The sequence below is a fragment of the Streptomyces sp. NPDC047108 genome (assembly GCF_040643575.1).
Taxonomy (GTDB): Bacteria; Actinomycetota; Actinomycetes; order Streptomycetales; family Streptomycetaceae; genus Streptomyces.
Map to the genome: position 1 here is coordinate 1 of NZ_JBEYUP010000026.1, position 19949 is coordinate 19949.

The window sequence follows — 19949 nt, forward strand, 5'->3', positions numbered from 1 at the left end:
GGGGGGGGTTTTGGGGGGGGGGGGTGGTGGGGGGGTGTGCGCCCCCCCCCCCCCCCCCACAACGCCGTCAGCCCGCCATCCCCATTTCCGCTTTGTAGCGGTCCCTGAACTCCCGCATATACGTGCGCAGATAGCTCTCGCTGAGCAGGCTGCCGTCGCTGTTGGTGACGCCGAAGCGGTCGTTGAGGACGCGAGCGAGCTGACGGGCGGTCGGAAATGCGGACTGTTCCGCGGCGAACGCGCGGTACGCCGCGAAGTACATGTCCTCCCGGGGCATGCCGTCCGGTATGCCGACCGGGTCGTTGCCCACGTCGAACTCGGATGCCGCGACCTCCTCCGGCGCGGGCGTGGGCTCGACGAACAGCTGCTCCTGCAGATCGGCCCCGTTGGCGCGGGGCGAAGGCACGAACGCGGACTGGCCGGGTGCCTGGGCCTGGGCCTGGCCGAGGGTGCGGTAGCGGCCGGGAGCGACCGGCACGGTGACGTGCGAGGGCTCGGGCTCCGGCTCGACGGCAGGCGCGGCGGGCCCAGGCTGTGCCGGGTGCGGTTGATGGGGCTGTTGCTGCTGGGTCACGGGCTGGTGCGGTTGCTGATGCGGTCCGGGGCGGTCCTGGGGCAGCGCCTCGGCGGTGGTGGCCCAGGCTGCGTCCGCCTCGTACGCCGGGCCGGCCTCGTACGCCGCGCCTGTCCCGTACGCCGCTCCCGGGTACGTCTCGCCGTCGCTCCCGGTCCGGGGCTCGGCACCGGTCCCGGCCCAGGGTCCGGGTCCGGCCGTGGCTGCCGCCTCGGCCGGTTCACCGGCGGTCAGTGACCGCCGCTCCTGCCCCGCCCCTGGCGCGAGCCCATCCGTCCGGTCGGTGGGCGCGGTGCGGCCCGTGGTGACGACCGGCGGGTCGATCCCGGCCGCCGCAAGGCCCGCCGGGCCGGTCTCGGCGAGCGGGATGCCGTAGCGGGCGAGCTTCAGCGGCATCAGGGACTCCACGGGCGCCTTGCGGCGCCAGGCGCGGCCGTAACGGGCGCGCAGGCGCGCCTGGTAGACGAGGCGGTCCTGTTCGAGCCGGATGACCTCGTCGTAACTGCGCAGCTCCCACAGCTTCATGCGACGCCAGAGCCGGAAGGTGGAGGGGAAGGCGAGCAGCCAGCGGGCGATGCGGACCGACTCCATGTGCCGGTCCGCGGTGATGTCGGCGATCCGGCCGATCGCGTGCCGGGCCGCTTCGACGGCGACGACGAAGAGGATGGGGATCACCGCGTGCATGCCGACGCCGAGCGGGTCGGGCCAGGCCGCGGCGCCGTTGAAGGCGATGGTGGCGGCGGTCAGCAGCCACGCGGTCTGGCGCAGCAGCGGGAACGGGATGCGGATCCAGGTCAGCAGCAGGTCGAGCGCGAGCAGGACGACGATCCCGGCGTCGATCCCGATGGGGAAGACGACGGCGAAGGCGCCGAACCCCTTGCGTTCGGCCAGGTCGCGCACGGCCGCGTACGAACCGGCGAAGCCGATCCCCGCGATCACGAGCGCGCCGGCGACGACGACGCCGACGAGTATGCGGTGTGTGCGTGTCAGCTTCATCGCGTTCGGCGCGGCCATCCCGCGGTCCCCTCCAACAGCCTTCGTCATCCGGCGCCGCACAGCCTGGCACACGCGCGGACGCGGCGGTGCCCGGGTCCGCGGGGGACCCGGGCACGGTGCTGCCGTTTCTGCTGTTTCGCGGCTTACGTCTTCACGACGTCCGCACGGCGTCGGGTGTACGCCGCCTGACGCCGGGTGTCCGGCGCCTGTTGTCGTACGTCCGGCGCCCGCTTCCGGCGCCTACTTGCGGGTGTCCTCGACGGCCTTGACGGCCTCCTTGGCGGCGCTCTCCACGTCCTTGACCATGTCCTCGGCCTTGGGCGTCTTGGCGTCCTCGTAGCCCGTCCCGTTGTAGTTGACGGTGATCACGACGTTGGCCGTACGGACGACGGTGGTCTGGTTCCTGAAGTCGTCCTTGTCCTTCTTCAGGTCGTAGCTGAGGGTCGTGGCCTGGTCGCCGACCCCGGCCGTCGTGGCCGTCTTCAGCTTCTTGGCGCCCTTGACCGACTTGGCCGCGGCGACCTGCTTGGTGAAGTAGTCCCCGGCGCGCTCGGAGCCGCTGCCCAGGGAGGCGTCGGACTCGAAGCGCTGGAAGGAGACGTCCAGCCAGCGGTACTGGAAGCCGTCGAGGCCGTTCCAGGAGCAGGAGCTGCGGGATTCCAGGTCGGCGGACTTGCCCTCCGAGCCGGACTTGTTCTTCGCCTTCGGGACCAGGTCCTTGACGGTCTTCTTCCCGAGGGCGTCGCAGGGGCGGGGCAGCTTCGCGAACTTGGCGGGCTCGACCTTCGGGGCGGCCTCGGCCGACTTCGACGCCTCGCTGCCGGGCGCCGCCTCCTTGCTGTCGTCGGAGGAGCCGAGCGAGCAGCCGGCTACGAACATCACCGGTACGACGGCTGCGCACGCGAGGAGGCGGGCGAGTCTCGGGGTGGGTCGCTGGGCTGTGGTGTGCATGGTTCCTTCGCTCTTCTGTCGGCGGCAGTCGTCGATGGGGTCGTCGATGTCGTCCATGTCATCCCTGGGGCGGACGGTCACGCCGTGCCCCTTTCCGCCCGACAGGCTATTCGTCGAAGCGGCCGACGAGCTCCTCGGCGAGGCGCTGGGCCTTGCTCTGGAGATCGACACTGTCCGGTACGGCGGAGGGGACGGAGGACCACTGGTCGTACTCGACGGTGACGATGACGTTCGACGCGCGGAAGACGAGGGTCACGTCCCTGTGAACGCCCGAACCCGCCGTGACCAGCCGGTCGTCGAGGTACGCGACGTCGGCGAGATCGTCGAGCGGGCGGGGCGCGGTGGCGGGATCCGAGCTCGCGTCACCGGGGGAGGGGGAGCCGCCGGAGGGAGAGCTTCCGGGGGCGTCGTCGCCGTTCTTGTTGTCTTTCTCACTCTTGTCCGCCTTGTTGGCGGCGGACTCCGAAGCGGACGCGGACGCGGAGTTCTCCGGCCGCGAGCCGTTGTCCTCATCGCCCTTGGATGTGCCGCTTTTCCCGCTTCCGCCCTCTTCGTCGCTTTCGCCGCTCTCCGGCGGATCCGCGCTCTCGTCCGCATCGGGTGCGACGGGCGGGATGTCGGCGGCCGCTGCCTTCTTGTCGTAGAGCACCTGCGCGCGGTCGTCGTCGCTGACGGCCGGGTCGTAGGAGACGACGCGCTCGAAGTCGACGTTCAGGTGGCGGGTGCCGTCCGGGGACTGCGCCTGCCAGCGGCAGCCCACCCGGCGGTCCGTGTCGTAGGTGAGAGCGGCCTCGCCCTCGTACGCCTCGTCGCGCTCCTCGTCGGCGAGGCTGTCCAGGCCGGGGAGGAGCGCGCGGAGCGTGCCGCGCTCGACGGATCCGCAGGGCTCCTCGAGCGTGCGGTACTTGCCGGGCTCGGGCTCGGGTGCCGTGGCGGCGGGATCGCCGGGCTTGGCGTCGTCCGTGCCACCGCCGTCCGAACCGCCGGTGCAGCCCGCCAGGCCCGCGGCCAGTCCGGCCGCGAGGAGCGCGGCGGCCAGGGCGGTGCCCGGTGCGTACGGCCTTCGCTGCACGGTGACCGGCTCCCTTCGGACGAAAACGTGTTGCCGCCGGTCGGCGGACGCTGGAGACAATGTCTATCGCACGCACTGCCGCGCCTGCCGGTTCCTTGCCGAGAAACTGGCGTTACGTCCGGCTTTTGCGGTTTCTGTTTTTTGGGGGAATTGAGGACGTCATGACGTACACCGAAGTGCCCGGCGCACGGGTACCGATCCGGATGTGGACCGACCCGGCGACCGTCGAGGGCGGCGCGATGCAGCAGCTCCACAATGTCGCGACGCTGCCGTGGATCAAGGGCCTCGCCGTGATGCCGGACGTGCACTACGGCAAGGGCGCCACCGTCGGATCGGTCATCGCGATGCACGGCGCGGTGTGCCCGGCGGCGGTCGGTGTCGACATCGGCTGCGGAATGAGCGCGGTCAAGACCTCGCTCACCGCGAACGACCTTCCCGGCGACCTCTCCCGGCTGCGCTCGAAGATCGAGCAGGCGATTCCGGTCGGGCGCGGGATGCACGACGATCCGGTGGATCCGGGGCGGCTGCACGGCTTCCCGACCTCCGGCTGGGACGGCTTCTGGTCGCGCTTCGACGGGGTCGCGGACGCGGTCAAGTTCCGTCAGGAGCGAGCCACGAAGCAGATGGGTTCGCTCGGCAGCGGTAACCACTTCGTGGAGTTCTGCCTGGACGAGTCCGGCTCGGTCTGGCTGATGCTGCACTCCGGGTCGCGCAACATCGGCAAGGAACTGGCCGAGTTCCACATCGGCGAGGCCCAGAAGCTCCCGCACAACCAGGGCCTGGTGGACCGCGACCTGGCGGTGTTCGTCGCGGACACCCCGCAGATGGCCGCGTACCGGAACGACCTGTTCTGGGCGCAGGAGTACGCCAAGTACAACCGCGCGATCATGATGGGCCTCTTCCAGGACGTCGTCCGCAAGGAGTTCAAGAAGGCCAGGCCGACGTTCGAGCCGGTCATCTCCTGCCACCACAACTACGTGGCGGAGGAGCGGTACGAGGGCATGGACCTGCTGGTGACGCGCAAGGGCGCCATCCGTGCGGGCAGCGGCGACCACGGCATCATCCCGGGCTCCATGGGCACCGGTTCGTACATCGTGCGCGGCCTGGGGAACGCGGCGTCGTTCAACTCCGCCTCGCACGGCGCGGGCCGGAAGATGAGCCGCAACGCGGCGAAGAAGCGCTTCACGACGCGGGACCTGGAGGACCAGACGCGCGGGGTGGAGTGCCGCAAGGACGCCGGCGTGGTGGACGAGATCCCGGGCGCGTACAAGCCGATCGAGAAGGTGATGGACCAGCAGCGCGACCTGGTGGAGGTCGTCGCCAAGCTCAAGCAGGTCATCTGCGTGAAGGGCTGAGGAGCGGCGCGTCACGTGGTCGACGAGGCCCTGGACCCTTGGTCCGGGGCCTCGTATGGTCCGGGGCCGCGTACATGGGGAGAGCCCTGTTCCGCCCAGGCGTTCGTCCCGGCCGCTCCGGTGACCCTCGCCGAGCGGCTCGGCGTTGCGCCGCTGACGGGCCCGTCTGTGCGCGTCCGATCCCGGGCGAGATCCGCGGTCCGGATCCCGGCGGGGCTGGCGTGAGCCGGCGCCGCGGATGGTTCTTGGCGCCCTGTGTGCCGTCAACAAGGGGCGTATAGGCAGGTGTTGGCGCATGTGGGATGTTTTTCGCGCCTCCCGGCGGGACATACTGCCTGTAACAAACCAAATGGGCCGCCCATTCCACCGGGATGCGCGGCCCGTTGCGTTGGCGATGTGGCTTCTGTGGTTGTGGTGTCCCGGACAGGGATTCCCGCACCTGTGCTGTCCCCGCAGGGGAGCCGGCCAGGCTCGGGGCGGCCCCTACCGAAGGGGCTCCACATGAGTACCAGCGTTCAGTCACTGTCGCAGGAACTGCTGCGGACAGCGTCCCTCCCCGGCCAGGCCCGGTCGACCGCCGAGTCGGGAGAGCCGGGTCCGACGGCGGAGCCGGGGCGAACATTCCTGGCAACCACGTCCATCCCCGTCGGCACCAACCCGGTCGGGCTGGCGTTCATCCCCAACGGCGACCTCTATGTCGCCAACTCCGGGTCGAACAACGTGTCCACCATCGACACCGCCACGGACACCGTCATCGGCGCCGCGATCCCCACCGGCACCACGCCGGCCTGGCTGACCGTCGCCCCCAACGGCAACGCCTACGTCCCCAACAACATCTCGAACAACGTGACGGTGATCGACACCGCCACCAGCGCCGTCATCACCACGTTCGCCCTCAGCGGCGGCCCCGCAGCGGCGGCGGTCATCCCCAGCGGCAACGTCTACGTGAGCCGCTTCGGGGCGAACAGCGTGCAGGAGATCTCCACCATCACGAACACCACCGTCGGCGCCGCGATCCCCACCGGCAGCGGCCCGGTCGGGATCGCGGTCGCTCCCAACGGCAAGGCCTACGTCACCAATCGGAACGCGAACAGCGTGACGGTGATCGACACCGCCACCAGCGCCGTCATCACCACCATCCTCGGCCTCAACCAGCCGAACTTCGTCGCGGTCGCTCCCAACGGCAACGCCTACGTCGCCAACATCGGGTCGAACAACGTGTCCGTGATCGACACCAGCACGGACATGGTCATCGCCACGATCCCCGTGGGCACCAACCCGTGGGGCATCACGGTCGGCCCGGACGGCAACGCCTACACGGCCAACCGGGGCTCGAACAACGTGTCGGTGATCGACACCACCACCAACACCGTCATCGGCGCACCGATCCCCGTCGGCAACCAGCCGATCGCCCTGGTGGTCGCCCCCGACAACAAGGTCTACGTCAGCAACATCGGGTCGGCCGACGTCAGCGTCATCCAGTTCGACCCGACGATCACCACCATCGCCCCCAATCAGGGGCCCATCGCGGGCGGCACGGTGGTGACGATCACCGGCACCAACCTGACCGGGGCGAGCGTCGACATCGGCGGCAACCCCGCGACCGGCGTGACGGTCAACGCCACCGGTACGCAGCTCACCGCGACCACTCCGCCCGGCGCGGCCGGCCCCGCGGACGTCACCGTCACCACCCCTGGTGGCAGCGCCACTCTGGTGGGCGGCTTCACCTACTTCGTCCCCGTCCACGCCACCTCGCTGACGGCGACCCCGGCGCTGACGAAGCTGTTCCCGCCGATCGTGTACTTCCCGTTCCTGTACGCGAAGTTGACCGATCAGGTCACCGGGCTTCCGGTGCCGAACCAGACGATCACCTTCACCACCGGCACCTTCGTCCTGGGCACCGCCACCACCAACGCCCAGGGTGTCGCCCACCTGAGCGAGCTCCTCACCCTGGCGCTCATCGTCCTCCATGGCGGATACGACGTCTCCTTCGCCGGTGCGACCACCCCGTCAGCCGTCCTGGCACCGTCCAGCGGCCACGGAGTGGTCATCGAACCCTGACCGGTTCGAGGTCCCTCCGGCCGGCAGCCGTCGTCGGCCGGAGGGGCCGCCTCCGCGTGGTGGATGAGGGGCGAACCTGTCCGGGCGTCGTCAAGGCGATCGCTCGGGCGGAACGTCGTCCGATCGTCGGTGCATGACGGGCGGCCGGTCCCGGAGGTAGGCCGTCCTGACACTGTTCTGACAGTCCCACACCCGAGGCGCCCGGGTCGTGCCCGCGTCGTCCGGGTCCGCAACGGGGACGCTCGTCACCCGCTCTTTTCCGGCGGGACGGGCGCTTTCCCGGAGTTCGCCGCGGCGGCGTCCGGTCCCGCTGTGGACATCGGGAGAGAGGACCACGATGACGTCACGTCGAACCGTCCGCACGGGCACGAGCACGAGCACGAGAACGGGTACGGGTACGAGCGCGGGCGCGGGCACGGATGTCCGTACCCGTACCGGCACGTGGAGTGGTACGGATACCCGTACCGGAAGACCGGCGGGCCGGGTGCTCGCCGCCGCCCTCCTGCTGGGCGCCGCGCTGACGGGCGTGAGCGCGTCCGCGGTGGCGTCGACGGGGACGGCGTCCGGCTCCGGCTCCGTCACGACCGCGGGTGACCGGGCCCGCGTCGTCACGGAGACCTACGACCTCGGTGACGAGGCCTTCACCATCCCCGGAAGCGGCACCGTCAGTGAGATCCGCGCGGTGGTGCACCGTCCGAAGGCCGTACGGGGACGGCTCCCCATCGTGGTCATGTCCCACGGGTCGTGGTACGCCTGCACCGATCCCGACGCCGGGAAATGGCCCTGCGACAAAGGCACGCCCTACCCCAGCTACCGCGGCTACGACTACGCCGCGAAGGCCCTCGCGCAACGCGGATTCGTGGTCGTCTCGCTCAGTGCGGACGCCATCAACATGAATTCCTTCGACTACGGCGACCGGGCCCGGCTGATCAACGAACACCTGCGCCTGTGGCGGCAGTTGTCCGACGGCAAGGGGGTACTGGCCAAGCGCCTGCCCGCCTTGAGCCGCCACGTGGACATGCGGCGCGTCGGCACCGTGGGGCACTCCCGCGGCGGCAAGGGCGTGATGTGGCAGGCGTCCGACAAGCACCGGGACGAGGTGCCCAAGGGAGTGCGCGTCGGCGCCGTCCTGGCCCTCGCCCCCGTGAAGTTCGACGAGCCGGAAGGGGACAACAGCGACACCCTGGTCACGGACACTCCGGTGGCCGTGGTCACCAGCGGCTGCGACGGCGCGGTGGGCGAAGCAGGGCAGCAGTACCTCGACGATGCCGAGGGACGCTCCACCGAACCGGCGTACTCCGTCTCGCTGCGCGACGGGAACCACAACTACTTCAACACCCAGTGGACCCCACCGGCCCCGCTCAGCGAGGACGACAGCACCTGCCCCGCACGCGAACTGAAGCCCAAGAGCCAGCAGGACGCCTTCACCACGTACGCCACGGCCTTCTTCGGGAAGCACCTCGGCGACAACCCCGAGGGGGACGATGTGCTCACGGGGAAGAAGCCGCTTCCCGGAGTGAAGTCGACGACCCGTGTGGTCGAACCGGTGACGGACTGACCCACAAGGAGCGCCTCGGGGGTGCGAGGCCGGTGCCCTGGGGGAGGGGCGGCCACGCGAGCGCCCCGGCATGAGGGGCCTCGGGGCGCGCCGGGGTGAGGAGCCTCCCGGGCGCGCCGGGGTGAGGAGCCTCCCGGGCGCGCCGGGGTGAGGAGCCTGGGGGCGCCCCGGAACGGACGTTGGGGTCCCCCCGGGGGAGCGGGCGCAGGGCCAGGCGGTTCCGCCTGGCCCTGCCCTGGGCTCACGCGGACGGCAGGTTCCACTCGCCCGTGTGCCCGGGCGGGAGCGCGAGATCGCGCCGGACCGCCTCGTAGTAGCCCTCGCGCGCGGTGCGCTGCCGGTGCAGCAGGCCCGACCACGTCTCCGGGTCCCGGCTCCGCTCGCGCAGGAACGCTTCCATCTCCATCACCACGACGACCCAGGCACGCGCTCGCTCGACCACGTCCGCCGTACCGAGCATCAGCAGCGCCTCACCCGAGGGATCCCGGCCGTCTGCCGCGGCGGCCAGATGGGGCGCTGCCTCCTCGGGCGACATGGGGTGCGGATGCGGATCGTTGCCGAGGTGGGCGGCGACGCGGTAGGTGAGCGTGACGCTCTTCTTCAGCGACCTCGCGTAGTCGGAGTAGATGGCGAGCCGTCGCTCGTCCCAGCGGGCGGCCTCCTCGCGCCGGAAGCGGGCCCGGTCCCCGCGGGTGATCGCCAGGTACGAGCCGAGGGCGCCGACGATCACGCCGAGCAGGGCGGGAAGCTGCTGTATGAACTCCGACACGCCACCACGGTATCCGCCGTACGGGCAGGGGGAGTTGAGCATCCGCACCCCGTATCCGCGGCGAGCGCACGCAGCCGCGCTCTGAGAGCACGTATCCGCGCCGAGGGTGCGTACCCGCGCTCTGAGGGCACGTACCCGCGCCGAGGGTGCGTACCCGCGCCGAAGCGCAGGCACCTGTGGCCGCGGCCGTACCGGCACCGCAGCCCTGTCGGGTGGGGTCGTACGGGGCGTGGCGGCGCCCGCCCAACCTCAGCTCTTGCGGTGGACCTTGTAGTTGGACGCCTGCGCGCGCGGGCGTACGACGAGCAGGTCGATGTTGACGTGCGGCGGACGCGTCACGGCCCAGTTGATCGTGTCCGCCACGTCTTCGGCCGTCAGCGGTTCGGCCACGCCCGCGTAGACCGCCGCCGCCTTGTCCTGGTCGCCGCGGAAGCGGGTGGTGGCGAACTCGTCCGTCTTCACCATGCCGGGTGCGACCTCGATGATCCGCACGGGCTGCCCGCACAGTTCGAGGCGCAGGGTCTCCGCGATGACGTGAGCGCCGTGCTTCGCGGCCACATAGCCACCGCCGCCCTCGTATGTCGCCAGGCCCGCGGTGGACGAGAGGACGACCACGGTGCCGTCACCCGAGGCGGTGAGCGCGGGCAGCAGCGCCTGTGTCACGTTGAGCACCCCGAGCACGTTGACCTCGTACATCGTCCGCCAGTCGTCCGGATCCGCGGACGCCACGGGGTCCGCGCCGAGCGCGCCACCCGCGTTGTTCACCAGGACCCGCACCGGGCCGTGGCCGTCGAGGAAGGCGGCGAACGCATCGACCGCGGCCCGGTCGGTCACGTCCAGCGCGTACGGCACCGCCTCGTGCCCCGCCTCGGTCAGCTCGGTGGCCAGGGCCTCGATGCGCTCCTTGCGGCGGGCGGTGAGGACGACCCGGTACCCCGAAGCGGCGAGGCCGCGCGCGGTCGCGGCGCCGATGCCGCTGCTCGCACCGGTGATGACGGCGGTGGGGGTGGTGGACATGGAGCCTCCTGGTGCACGTCGTTCTCGTTACGCAGGATAGTTCGAATCAACGGCCCCTCGGCGCGTACATGATCACCGCGACCCCGGCCAGGCAGATCAGCGCCCCGGCCACGTCGTACCGGTCCGGGCGATAGCCGTCCGCGACCATGCCCCAGGCGAGCGACCCGGCCACGAACACCCCGCCGTACGCGGCCAGGATCCGCCCGAACTGCGCGTCCGGCTGCAGCGTGGCGACAAACCCGTACGCGCCCAGGGCGATGACACCCGCCCCGATCCAGGCCCAGCCCCGATGCTCCCGTACGCCCTGCCAGACCAGCCAGGCCCCGCCGATCTCCAGGAGAGCGGCCACGACGAACAGGGAAACGGAGCGCGCGACGAGCATGAGCGCAAGCCTACGGACCGGCGGGCCGCACCCGGGGGCGTGTCAGTGGTGTGTGCCACGGTCGACGGCATGCTGATCGAGCGCGCGTACGCCCACCTTCCGGACAGCGACGAGTTCGACCGGAGCCAGTGGCCCTGGTCGGTGCCCTGCGTGCGGCAGTTGCTCGACACCAACGGTCTGCGTTTCACCGCGCCCGTCACCTTTCTGGTCGGGGAGAACGGATCGGGCAAGTCGACGCTCGTGGAAGCACTGGCCGAGGCGTACGGCCTGGACTCCTACGGCGGCTCGGCGGGCTACAAGTACGCGAGTTCGCGGACACGGTCCCTGCTCGGCGACGTCATGCGCTTCGATGCCACGACGGACGGCCGGCGGATGGTGCGCGGCCCGCGTGTCCGACGCAAGGGCTTCTTCCTGCGGGCGGAGACCGCTCTGGAGGCGCTGCGTTCGGAGATGGCGGGCAAGGGCCTGTCGGTCCAGGTCGACTACGTGAGTCATGGCGAGGGCTTCCTGGCGGCGTTCCGGGACAAGTTCCACCAGCGGGGGCTCTACGTTCTGGACGAGCCGGAGTCGGCACTGTCCTTCACCTCCTGTCTCGAACTGGTCGGGATACTGGCCGAGTTGGGTCGAATGGGTGCCCAGGTCGTCTGCGCCACGCACTCCCCGCTGCTGACGGCGCTGCCCGGGGCGGAGATCGTCGAGGTCGGCGAGCACGGCATGCGCCCGGTGGAGTGGAGCGACCTGGCGATCGTGGACCACTGGCGCCGCTATCTCGCCGACCCGAACGCCTACTTGCGCCACATCACCGGATAGCGACCCGCACACGAGGTGGGCACGCCGCCCAACAGGTGATGGTGGCTTCCCGGATGGGCCGTCCCGTACGGCTGGACCACCCGTCACCTCGGCGGGCGAGCCTCCCTCACCCAGTGGTCCCGCACCCTGGGTTCGCCCCGGCTGTGACCCGAGCTGGGCCGGAGGGCCGCTCACGGGTGCCGGCTGGCGCACCACAGCGACGGCCGGGGCCAAGGGAGTGGCGGCCGGGGTCGGCGGGGTGCGAGGCAGTCAGCCGATGAGGTTGCTCACCGGACGGGGCTCGCGCTGCGCGCGGCGGACTCCGGTCCGGCCCACCGTATGAGCGCGGCCTCCAGAGCCTCCGCGCGCCGGGACGGGTCCCGATCGTCGGTGGCCCATGCCACGTAGCCGTCGGGGCGGACGAGGACGGCGGTCGGGCGCGCGGGGGAGCGGGTGCCGGGCCAGGAGGCGACGGTGAGGCGGTCGTCCCGGGATCCGGTGTCCGTGAACTCGCCGGGCGGTCCGACGAGCACGAACTTTCCGGCGCGCAGCGCCTCGTGGAGGCGGACCGGAGCGTTCTTGAGTCCGTCACAAGTGGAGGCGGCCAGTGTCAGATCGGGGGCCCGGCGGCCGGTGAGCCGGTGCGCTCCGTGTCCACGGCCGTAGGCGATGCCGATCCCGGAAACCTGCCCCATGGCCTTGTCCCCGGCGGGGCGCACGGAGTTCAGGAACCACGCGATCGCGGCGCGGAGAGCGCGCTCGGCCGGGGTGCGCGCCATCGCGAGTCGCAGGATCGCGCCGCTGCTGCGCACCACCGATGCTCCGACCGGATGGCGCTCGGTCTGGTAGGTGTCGAGGAGGTCGGCGGAGGCGTGCCCCCTGAGGACCGCGGCGAGCTTCCATCCGAGGTTGGCGGCGTCCTGGAGGCCGGTGTTGAGGCCCTGCGCCCCAGGTGGGGAGTGGACGTGGGCGGCGTCCCCCGCGAGGAGGACACGGCCTTCGCGGTAGGAGGGGACCTGGCGCTCTTCGCTGTGGAAGCGCGAGAGCCACCGGGCGTCGTGCATCCCGAAGTCACTGCCCAGCGCGAGCCGGGCGAGGTTCTTCACCTCGTCGAGTTCGAGCGGGGCGGAGTCGGGCACCTGGTGCGCTCGGTTCCAGCCCATGACGCGGTACCAGCCGTCCCCGAAGGGGGCGATGAAGGCGAAGGCCTGGCCGACGCCGCTGACCGTCAGCAAGCCCTCCGGCTTCTCGGCGAGCCGCACGTCGGCGAGGATGATCGAGCTGATCACGGACCGGCCGGGGAAGGGCAGGCCGAGAGCCGTGCGCACGGCGCTGCGGACGCCGTCCGCGCCGACGACGTAGGCGGCGCGCAGCCTCTCCACGCCCGTGCCAAGGCCACCATCGCCGCCACCGTTCTCGCCGTCCCCGTCCCCGTCTCCGTCGCCGTCCCCGCGCCGGTGTCCGCGGACCTCGACCTCCACGCCGTCGGCGTCCTGGCGGATCCCCCGCACCTCGGTGCCGTACCGGAAGTGGACTCCCGCGTCGACCGCGCGCCGCTCGAGCAGCCGCTCCACCTCGTACTGCGGGGTGATGAGGACGAACGGGAAGCGGCTGCGGAGCCGGCTCATGTCGAGTGTGAGCCGCTTGAACAGCCGCAGCCCGTCCACCGGTTGGCCGCGCGCGACCAGCTCGTCGGCCAGGCCGCGCGAGTCCAGCAGCTCCAGGGTGCGGGCATGGACACCGAAGGCGCGCGTGAGATTGCTCGTCTCGTGCGGCCGCCGTTCGAGCACCGTGACCGCGACGCCCGCTGCCGCGAGATCGCCCGCCAGCATGAGCCCGGTGGGGCCTGCGCCGACGACGATGACGTCGGTGGGGCGAGGGCTCCGGCCGTATGTGCTCGCGCCCGTGCTGCCGATCCTGTCCGCCATGACCGCCTCCTCCGTGCCGTAGCTGCGCGAAACTCACGCCAACGCCTGTTGGTCAACGCTTGTTGGCAACGATAGAGCCGATCCCGCTGGCATGTCAACGCATGTTGGCCTACACTCGTTGACATGCAGGAAGCGGACAGAAGAGACGGCGCGGGCAGCATCCGCGAGACCGACCCCGCGGGTGCTGTGCAGGCGGGCGGCGGCGCCGTGATGCCTGCGGACGCCCGCCCCCGCAGGTCGGACACCACCCGCGCCGCGATCCTCGCCGCAGCCCGCGAGCGCTTCGCCGCCGATGGCTACGAGCGCGCCACGATCCGCGCCATCGCCGCCGACGCGGGCATCGACCCGTCGATGGTGATGCGGTACTTCGGCAACAAGGAGGGCCTCTTCGCGGCCGCCTCCGACTTCGACCTGAGACTCCCGGACCTCTCCGAGCTGCCGCCCGAGGAGATCGGGGAGGCGCTCGTCCGCCACTTCCTGAAGCGCTGGGAAGAGGACGAGGTGCTGACCGCGCTGCTGCGGGTCGGCGTCACCAACCCCGCGGGTGCGGAGCGGATGCAGCAGATCTTCCGGGACCAGATCAGCCCGGTCGCCGAGGCCGTCTGCCCGGACCCCGCCGAGAGCGCCCGGCGCGCCGCCCTGACGGCGTCACAGATCCTGGGCATGGCCATGAGCCGGTATGTGCTGCGCTTCCCGCCGGCCACCGAGATGACCCGGCTCGAGGTGGTCGCCTGGCTGGCCCCGACGGTCCAGCGCTACCTGACGGCTGAGCGGCCGTAGGGCTGTCCGCCAGGCCTCAGGCGTCGGACGCCTGAGGCCTGAGGCCGTGCGCCCTGGTGCCGAACACCGTGCTCCGCGCCGGTGCGCCCCGTCGTCTGACAGGTCATCACTCAGCCGCCCCGGGGGTGCTCCGCCCGGGGGTGCTCCGCCCGGGGGTTTGTGCCCGCCCCCGCGCTCCTGCCGTGACACGCCGTCAGCCCTGCGGAAAGGCGACGGCCGTACCCCCGTAGCTGATGCGGCATCAGGGTGACCGGACGGGGATCTCGCGTCGCGCGCCGCGGCTTCCTCGCTTTGCATCGTTTCTGTGTGCCGGATCTTCCGAAGGGGCCGACAGGGCCACGGCCGGCACCGGAGGGATTCATGCGTACTGCTCGCGCCTTCGCCACGGCGGCGGCCGCCACTGCCCTCGTCGGCCTGAGCGCACCGGCGGCCGTGGCTTCGGTCAGTCCGCAGTGGGCGCGCCCCGGCCAAACGGTGTGGATCAGCGACGAGGGGCGTTGCGACCTCCGCGAGGGAGCGACCGCGTACTCCGGGGCCTTCGGAACGGTCAGGCTGCGCCCGCGCGGCCACCACCTCGCCGATCGTGCGCAGGTCTTCCGGCACGCCAGGGGCACCTACCGGGTCACCATCCGGTGCGGTGACGGACAGAGGTACTTCGACCGGCTGCAGGTCGGCCCCACCCGCGGCGCGCACGCCGGTGAGGGCGGTGGCCTGGGCGGGACGACCCACGCGCAGTTCGCGACCGGTGCCGCGCTCGTCGCGCTCGCGGCAGGCGGCGGTGTCCTGGCACTGCGCCGCCGCACGAAGGGCGCGGCATGACCCCGACAGAAGCCGGAACCCGTACCCGTACGCTCCCGCGCACCCGTGTACGGGACGTGGGGCTACCGCGGGACCAGGCGCGGGCACGCCTCCCGTTGCCCGACATATGACTTTCGGCTGCTCCCGCCATGGGGCGTCCGCACGTGAGGGACATGGGTCACCGGCGCGGCCGGGGCATCCGGACAGGCCAGGGCACCGGCGTACGCGGCCGGGACGTCCCGGGCCGTCGGACCCAGGCCGGCCGGAGTCCCCACGACGGACCCGTCCCGGCCACGGCATGCTGTCCGCGGCGCAGGCCTTCGAGTCCTGGTCCCGCAGGTCCGTCCCGCCACGTCGGAATCCGGAGTGACCTGATCAGGAGCGATCCGATCCGGAACGGCGTATCCGGCTCGTGATCAGACCCGGACGCACGATCACATCATCCGGACCCGCGAACAGGGCCGGACGCGCGATCAGGGCCGGACTCCGCGATCAGGGCCAGACCAGGCAGTAGGGCTGGTGTCCCGCCTCGTGCAGCCGATGGCTGAAGTCCTGCCACTCGTGCAGGAGCTGGTAGACGTTGAACGCGTCCCGCGGCCCGCCGCGGTCCGGGACCGTCGACCAGATGAACGCCGCGGCGCCCACGGCCTCCTCGCCCACGCCGCGCAGCGGGTCGACGACCGTCATCGGCAGCCTGACCACCGCGTAGTCCGGGTGCAGCACGACCAGTTCGAGCGGCGGCACCTTGCTGAGCGGTATGCCTTCGATACCGGTCAGGACCATGGCGGCCATGGTCTCGGGCTTGATCTTGGTGAACATCCCGCCCATGCCGAGCTCGTCACCGCCGAGCTCCTCCGGGCGCATCGAGATGGGGACCCTCGCCGCGGTGGCTCCGTCGGGCGCGCCGAAATATTTGTACGTCACCCCCACCCGGCCACTCCTGCTCCCACCACTGTGCCCCTCGCGCTCGCGTCGGTGCCTCCCCCGCCCTTCACCACCGGCGTGGGGGACGCCGGCGCGCTCGGGGCCCAGGTCATCGGTCCCCTCACCCAGTCCGCCACCGCGCTGCATATCTCCACCCGACCACTCGCGGCCATTACCGCGCAACCCGATCATCGTCTCAGAGACCTCCCCCGCACACGGGCGGTGAAACGCCCCGGCGCGTGTCCCTGTACGGCTCTGACACCATGGATTACGTGACTCACTCGTACGATGCCTCAGTTGCCGCCTCAGTTTCGCAGACACTTTTCGACCGCGCTGCTGTCGTGACGCCTGGCGGCGTGAACTCCCCCGTACGCGCGTTCCGCGCCGTGGGGGGTACGCCCCGGTTCATGGTGTCCGGATCCGGTCCGTATCTGACCGATGCGGACGGTCGCGAGTATGTGGATCTGGTGTGTTCGTGGGGGCCGATGATCCTCGGCCATGCGCACCCCCAGGTGACCGAAGCCGTCCAGGCGGCTGTCGCGCGCGGCACCTCCTTCGGCACGCCCGGCGCGGGCGAGGTCGAACTCGCCGAGGAGATCGTGGGCCGGGTCGGCCCCGTCGAACAGGTGCGGCTCGTGTCGTCCGGGACCGAGGCGACGATGTCGGCCATCCGCCTCGCCCGCGGCTTCACCGGGCGCAGCAAGGTGATCAAGTTCGCCGGCTGCTACCACGGCCACGTCGACGCGCTTCTCGCCGCGGCCGGGTCCGGGGTCGCCACGTTCGGCCTGCCCGACACGCCGGGCGTCACCGGCGCGCAGACCGGGGACACGATCGTCCTCCCGTACAACGACCTGGAGGCCGTGCGGCACGCGTTCGCCCGCCACCCCGGCGAGATCGCCTGTGTGATCACCGAGGCCGCTCCGGGCAACATGGGCGTCGTGCCGCCGCTGCCCGGCTTCAACGCCGGCCTCAAGTCGCTGTGCGCGGAGAGCGGCGCGCTCTACATCTCCGACGAGGTCATGACCGGCTTCCGCGTGAGCAAGGCGGGCTGGTACGGCATCGACGGCGTGGAGCCCGACCTGATGACGTTCGGCAAGGTCATGGGCGGCGGCTTCCCCGCCGCGGCCTTCGGCGGCCGGGCCGACGTCATGGCGCACCTGGCCCCGGCAGGCCCCGTCTACCAGGCGGGCACGCTCTCCGGGAACCCGGTCGCGACCGCCGCCGGCGTCACCCAGCTCCGCCTCCTCGGCGACGCGGAGTACGAGAAGGTCGACGCGGTCTCGGCCGAGGTGCGGGGCCTGGTGAGCGAGGCGCTGGCCAAGGAGGGCGTCGTCCATCGCGTCCAGACGGCCGGGAGCATGTTCTCCGTGTTCTTCACCGACGAGGACGTGACCGACTACGACAAGGCCAGGACTCAAGCGTCCCACCGCTTCACCGCCTTCTTCCACGCGATGCTCGATCAGGGCGTCTACCTCCCGCCGTCCGCGTTCGAGTCCTGGTTCGTCTCGACGGCTCATGACGCCTCCGCGATCGAGCGCATCGCGGCTGCGCTGCCGTCCGCCGCCCGGGCCGCTGCCGAGGCGTCTGCATGATGGACGACATGACCAACGAGAGCGCCCCCGCCGCCGAAACTCCCGGCACCGCCCGGAACGACCTGACCGAGCCGAACGAGCCGGCCGTCACGGTCGTGCATCTGCTGCGCCACGGCGAGGTCGAGAACCCGGACGGGGTGCTCTACGGGCGCCGCCCCGGCTACCACCTCTCGGCCCTCGGGCGGCAGATGGCCGACCGCGTCGCCGAGCACCTGGCCGAGCGCGACATCCGGTACGTCGTCTCCTCCCCGCTGGAGCGCGCGCAGGAGACGGCGACCCCGATCGGCAAGGCGCACGCCCTCGACATCGCCACCGACGAGCGGCTCATCGAGGCGGGCAACGTCTTCGAGGGCAAGACCTTCGGCGTCGGCGACGGGGCGCTGCGCCGCCCCGCCAACTGGCGGCACCTGACCAACCCGTTCCGCCCGTCCTGGGGCGAGCCGTACATCGACCAGGTCGTACGGATGATGGCCGCGCTCTCCGCGGCGCGTGACGCGGCGCGTGGGCACGAGGCGGTCGCGGTGAGCCACCAGTTGCCGATCTGGATCGTGCGGAGCTACGCGGAACGGCGGCGGCTCTGGCACGACCCGCGGCGGCGGCAGTGCTCGCTGGCGAGCCTGACGTCGTTCACCTACCACGGCGACCGGATCGTCTCCGTCGGATACAGCGAACCGGCCGGCGATCTCGTGCCGGCGCATCTGCGGCCGGGTGCCCAGCGGCGGTTCGGGCGGGGCGCGGTGAAGGGCGCCGCCAAGGGGTTCGGCGCGTAGTCGCTGTGCCGTGGTCCACAGGCCGCGGCGCGTCACCGAATCTCCATCAAAAGGACCCAAGTTACTCGTAAGAAACCGGCCATGAGGCCGGAACCAGTCCCCCTGTCAATCCCTCTTAGTGGCTGTCCGGTTACTGGAGAAACCGGACACCGCTAGTTCGCAGGGGGACAACAATGCGTGACATCAGTCGACGGGGAATTATCGGGCTGGGAATGGGCGCGGCGGCTTCCGTCGGCCTTTCGGCCTGCGGTTCCGTCAAGGACTGGAAAGGGGGCGGGGGTTCGGGATCGGACGCCGGATCGGGGGAGAGCAGGAAGCCGGAGGCCGAGCCGATCGGTGACGGGTCGACCGCCCGTACCGGGCCGCAGCCGCACCAGCCGAAGGCCGAGCGGCTCGAACCCGGCCAGACGCCACCGCAGTTCGTGATCTTTTCCTGGGACGGCGCGGGAGACATCGGGGACGGTCTCTTCCCGCGCTTCCTGAAAGTCGCCAAGGACCATGGCGCCGCAATGACGTTTTTCCTCTCCGGGATCTATACGCTGCCGGAGTCGAAGAAGCGTCTCTACCGCCCGCCGAACAACCCGGTGGGCGCGTCCGACATTCGCTATCTCAGCGACGAGAATATCCGCAGAACGTTGAAGAGCGTGCGATCCGCCTGGCTCGACGGGCATGAGATCGGTACGCATTTCAACGGGCATTTCTGCGGTGGTACCGGTTCCGTCGCGCACTGGACGTCCGCGCAGTGGGAGTCCGAGATCGAGCAGGCTGTGTCGTTCGTCACCAAGTGGAAGACGAACACGGGCTTCAAGGACGTGGATCCGCTGCCGTTCGACTACCGGAAGGAACTCGTCGGGGGGCGGACGCCCTGTCTGCTGGGCCAGGAGAACCTGCTGCCCACCGCCAAGAAGCTGGGGTGGCGCTACGACGCCAGCTCGCCGGGCGGGCTCCAGGTCTGGCCGGGGAAGAAGAGCGACATATGGGACTTTCCGCTCCAGCAAATACCCTTCCCCGGTCGCAGTTTCGAGGTCCTGTCCATGGACTACAACCTCATGGCCAACCAGTCGCAGAACGCGACGCAGAGCGACAAGAGCAAGTACCCGGCCTGGGAGCGGCAGGCGCGTGACGCCTACATCGCCGGCTTCGAGCGGGCCTACGGGAGCAACCGCGCGCCGCTGTTCATCGGCAACCACTTCGAGTCCTGGAACGGCGGGATCTACATGCGCGCCGTCGAGGAAGCGCTCAAGCACATCGCGGACGAGAAGCGTAAGGACGTACGGGTGGTCTCCTTCCGGCAGTACGCGGACTGGATGGACGCCCAGGACCCTCAGGTGCTGCAGAAGCTGCGTGGCCTCGGGGTCGGGCAGCGTCCGCCCGGCGGCTGGAAGGCCTACCTGTCAGCTGCCTGATGCCGGTCCCTCTTCGTCCCGACCCGGACCGGGTTCGCCCGGCGTGCGATCCGGGCCGTGTGCGATCCGGGCCGTGTGTGGTGAGGGCCGTGTGTGATCAGGGCTCTGTGTGATCCGGTCCGTGCAGTCTCCGCCGGCGGCGCCCTGCCGGGGTGCCGTCGGCGCTGCTGTTGACTCGCATTGCCGCTCCGAGCAGGGGCGGCAGGTGGTTTCGGGTGACTTGAGGG

The 19949-nt window shown here is 71.0% G+C and carries 17 protein-coding genes; 9 read left to right on the forward strand and 8 right to left on the reverse strand.

Annotated features, from left to right (window positions below; genetic code table 11):
- Positions 1-67 precede the first annotated feature (67 nt).
- From ABZ822_RS30000 to ABZ822_RS30010, 3 genes are all read right to left on the reverse strand, one after another.
- The gene (locus ABZ822_RS30000) at positions 68-1588 is read right to left on the reverse strand and encodes a DUF2637 domain-containing protein (protein WP_360861087.1); all 1521 of its coding nucleotides are present in this window, start codon (positions 1586-1588) and stop codon (positions 68-70) included.
- A gap of 222 nt (positions 1589-1810) precedes the next feature.
- Positions 1811-2602, reverse strand: coding sequence for a DUF3558 domain-containing protein (locus tag ABZ822_RS30005; protein ID WP_360861089.1), 792 nt, complete (start codon positions 2600-2602; stop codon positions 1811-1813).
- Positions 2603-2627: 25 nt separating this feature from the next.
- Positions 2628-3593, reverse strand: coding sequence for a hypothetical protein (locus ABZ822_RS30010; protein WP_360861091.1), 966 nt, complete (start codon positions 3591-3593; stop codon positions 2628-2630).
- A 161-nt stretch (positions 3594-3754) separates the two neighbouring features.
- Between ABZ822_RS30010 and ABZ822_RS30015 the strand changes: the two genes are divergently transcribed.
- The 3 genes from ABZ822_RS30015 (at position 3755) to ABZ822_RS30025 (ending at position 8567) form a co-directional block, all read left to right on the forward strand.
- A complete protein-coding gene (locus ABZ822_RS30015) occupies positions 3755-4948 on the forward strand; it encodes an RtcB family protein (protein WP_360861093.1) in 1194 nt (397 codons plus the stop codon).
- A gap of 501 nt (positions 4949-5449) precedes the next feature.
- Positions 5450-7009: an IPT/TIG domain-containing protein gene (locus tag ABZ822_RS30020; protein WP_360861095.1), complete on the forward strand. Its 1560-nt coding sequence runs from the start codon at positions 5450-5452 to the stop codon at positions 7007-7009.
- 337 nt (positions 7010-7346) lie between these two features.
- Complete coding sequence (locus tag ABZ822_RS30025) at positions 7347-8567, forward strand: hypothetical protein (RefSeq protein ID WP_360861097.1); 1221 nt, start codon at positions 7347-7349, stop codon at positions 8565-8567.
- A gap of 241 nt (positions 8568-8808) precedes the next feature.
- Here the strand turns inward: ABZ822_RS30025 and ABZ822_RS30030 are convergent, their stop codons facing one another.
- The 3 genes from ABZ822_RS30030 to ABZ822_RS30040 all read right to left on the reverse strand — a co-directional run bounded on the left by ABZ822_RS30030 (position 8809) and on the right by ABZ822_RS30040 (position 10735).
- Positions 8809-9336: a hypothetical protein gene (locus ABZ822_RS30030; RefSeq protein WP_360861099.1), complete on the reverse strand. Its 528-nt coding sequence runs from the start codon at positions 9334-9336 to the stop codon at positions 8809-8811.
- Positions 9337-9585: 249 nt separating this feature from the next.
- Positions 9586-10353, reverse strand: coding sequence for an SDR family oxidoreductase (locus ABZ822_RS30035; protein ID WP_360861101.1), 768 nt, complete (start codon positions 10351-10353; stop codon positions 9586-9588).
- Between the two features lie 46 nt (positions 10354-10399).
- Positions 10400-10735, reverse strand: a complete 336-nt coding sequence (locus ABZ822_RS30040; RefSeq protein ID WP_360861103.1) for a YnfA family protein — start codon at positions 10733-10735, stop codon at positions 10400-10402.
- A 69-nt stretch (positions 10736-10804) separates the two neighbouring features.
- Here ABZ822_RS30040 and ABZ822_RS30045 point away from each other — a divergent pair, with 69 nt between their 5' ends.
- A complete protein-coding gene (locus ABZ822_RS30045) occupies positions 10805-11545 on the forward strand; it encodes an AAA family ATPase (protein WP_360861105.1) in 741 nt (246 codons plus the stop codon).
- Between the two features lie 266 nt (positions 11546-11811).
- Here ABZ822_RS30045 and ABZ822_RS30050 read toward each other — a convergent pair whose 3' ends face one another.
- The gene (locus ABZ822_RS30050; protein ID WP_360861107.1) at positions 11812-13452 is read right to left on the reverse strand and encodes an FAD-dependent monooxygenase; all 1641 of its coding nucleotides are present in this window, start codon (positions 13450-13452) and stop codon (positions 11812-11814) included.
- A gap of 210 nt (positions 13453-13662) precedes the next feature.
- Between ABZ822_RS30050 and ABZ822_RS30055 the strand changes: the two genes are divergently transcribed.
- Entirely contained in the window at positions 13663-14232 is a 570-nt protein-coding gene (locus tag ABZ822_RS30055) for a TetR family transcriptional regulator (protein ID WP_360861220.1), read from the forward strand.
- Positions 14233-14592: 360 nt separating this feature from the next.
- Positions 14593-15051 carry a hypothetical protein gene (locus tag ABZ822_RS30060; protein WP_360861109.1) on the forward strand — a complete coding sequence of 153 codons (459 nt, stop codon included), beginning with the start codon at positions 14593-14595 and terminating at the stop codon, positions 15049-15051.
- A 471-nt stretch (positions 15052-15522) separates the two neighbouring features.
- Here the strand turns inward: ABZ822_RS30060 and ABZ822_RS30065 are convergent, their stop codons facing one another.
- Complete coding sequence (locus ABZ822_RS30065; protein ID WP_360861111.1) at positions 15523-16101, reverse strand: hypothetical protein; 579 nt, start codon at positions 16099-16101, stop codon at positions 15523-15525.
- Positions 16102-16217: 116 nt separating this feature from the next.
- On the opposite strand from ABZ822_RS30065, the gene hemL reads away from it, so the two are divergent.
- The 3 genes from hemL (at position 16218) to ABZ822_RS30080 (ending at position 19722) form a co-directional block, all read left to right on the forward strand.
- A complete protein-coding gene (gene hemL, locus ABZ822_RS30070) occupies positions 16218-17546 on the forward strand; it encodes a glutamate-1-semialdehyde 2,1-aminomutase (RefSeq protein WP_360861113.1) in 1329 nt (442 codons plus the stop codon).
- 8 nt (positions 17547-17554) lie between these two features.
- Positions 17555-18316: a histidine phosphatase family protein gene (locus ABZ822_RS30075; protein WP_360861115.1), complete on the forward strand. Its 762-nt coding sequence runs from the start codon at positions 17555-17557 to the stop codon at positions 18314-18316.
- Between the two features lie 173 nt (positions 18317-18489).
- Entirely contained in the window at positions 18490-19722 is a 1233-nt protein-coding gene (locus ABZ822_RS30080) for a hypothetical protein (protein WP_360861117.1), read from the forward strand.
- Positions 19723-19949: the final 227 nt, after the last annotated feature.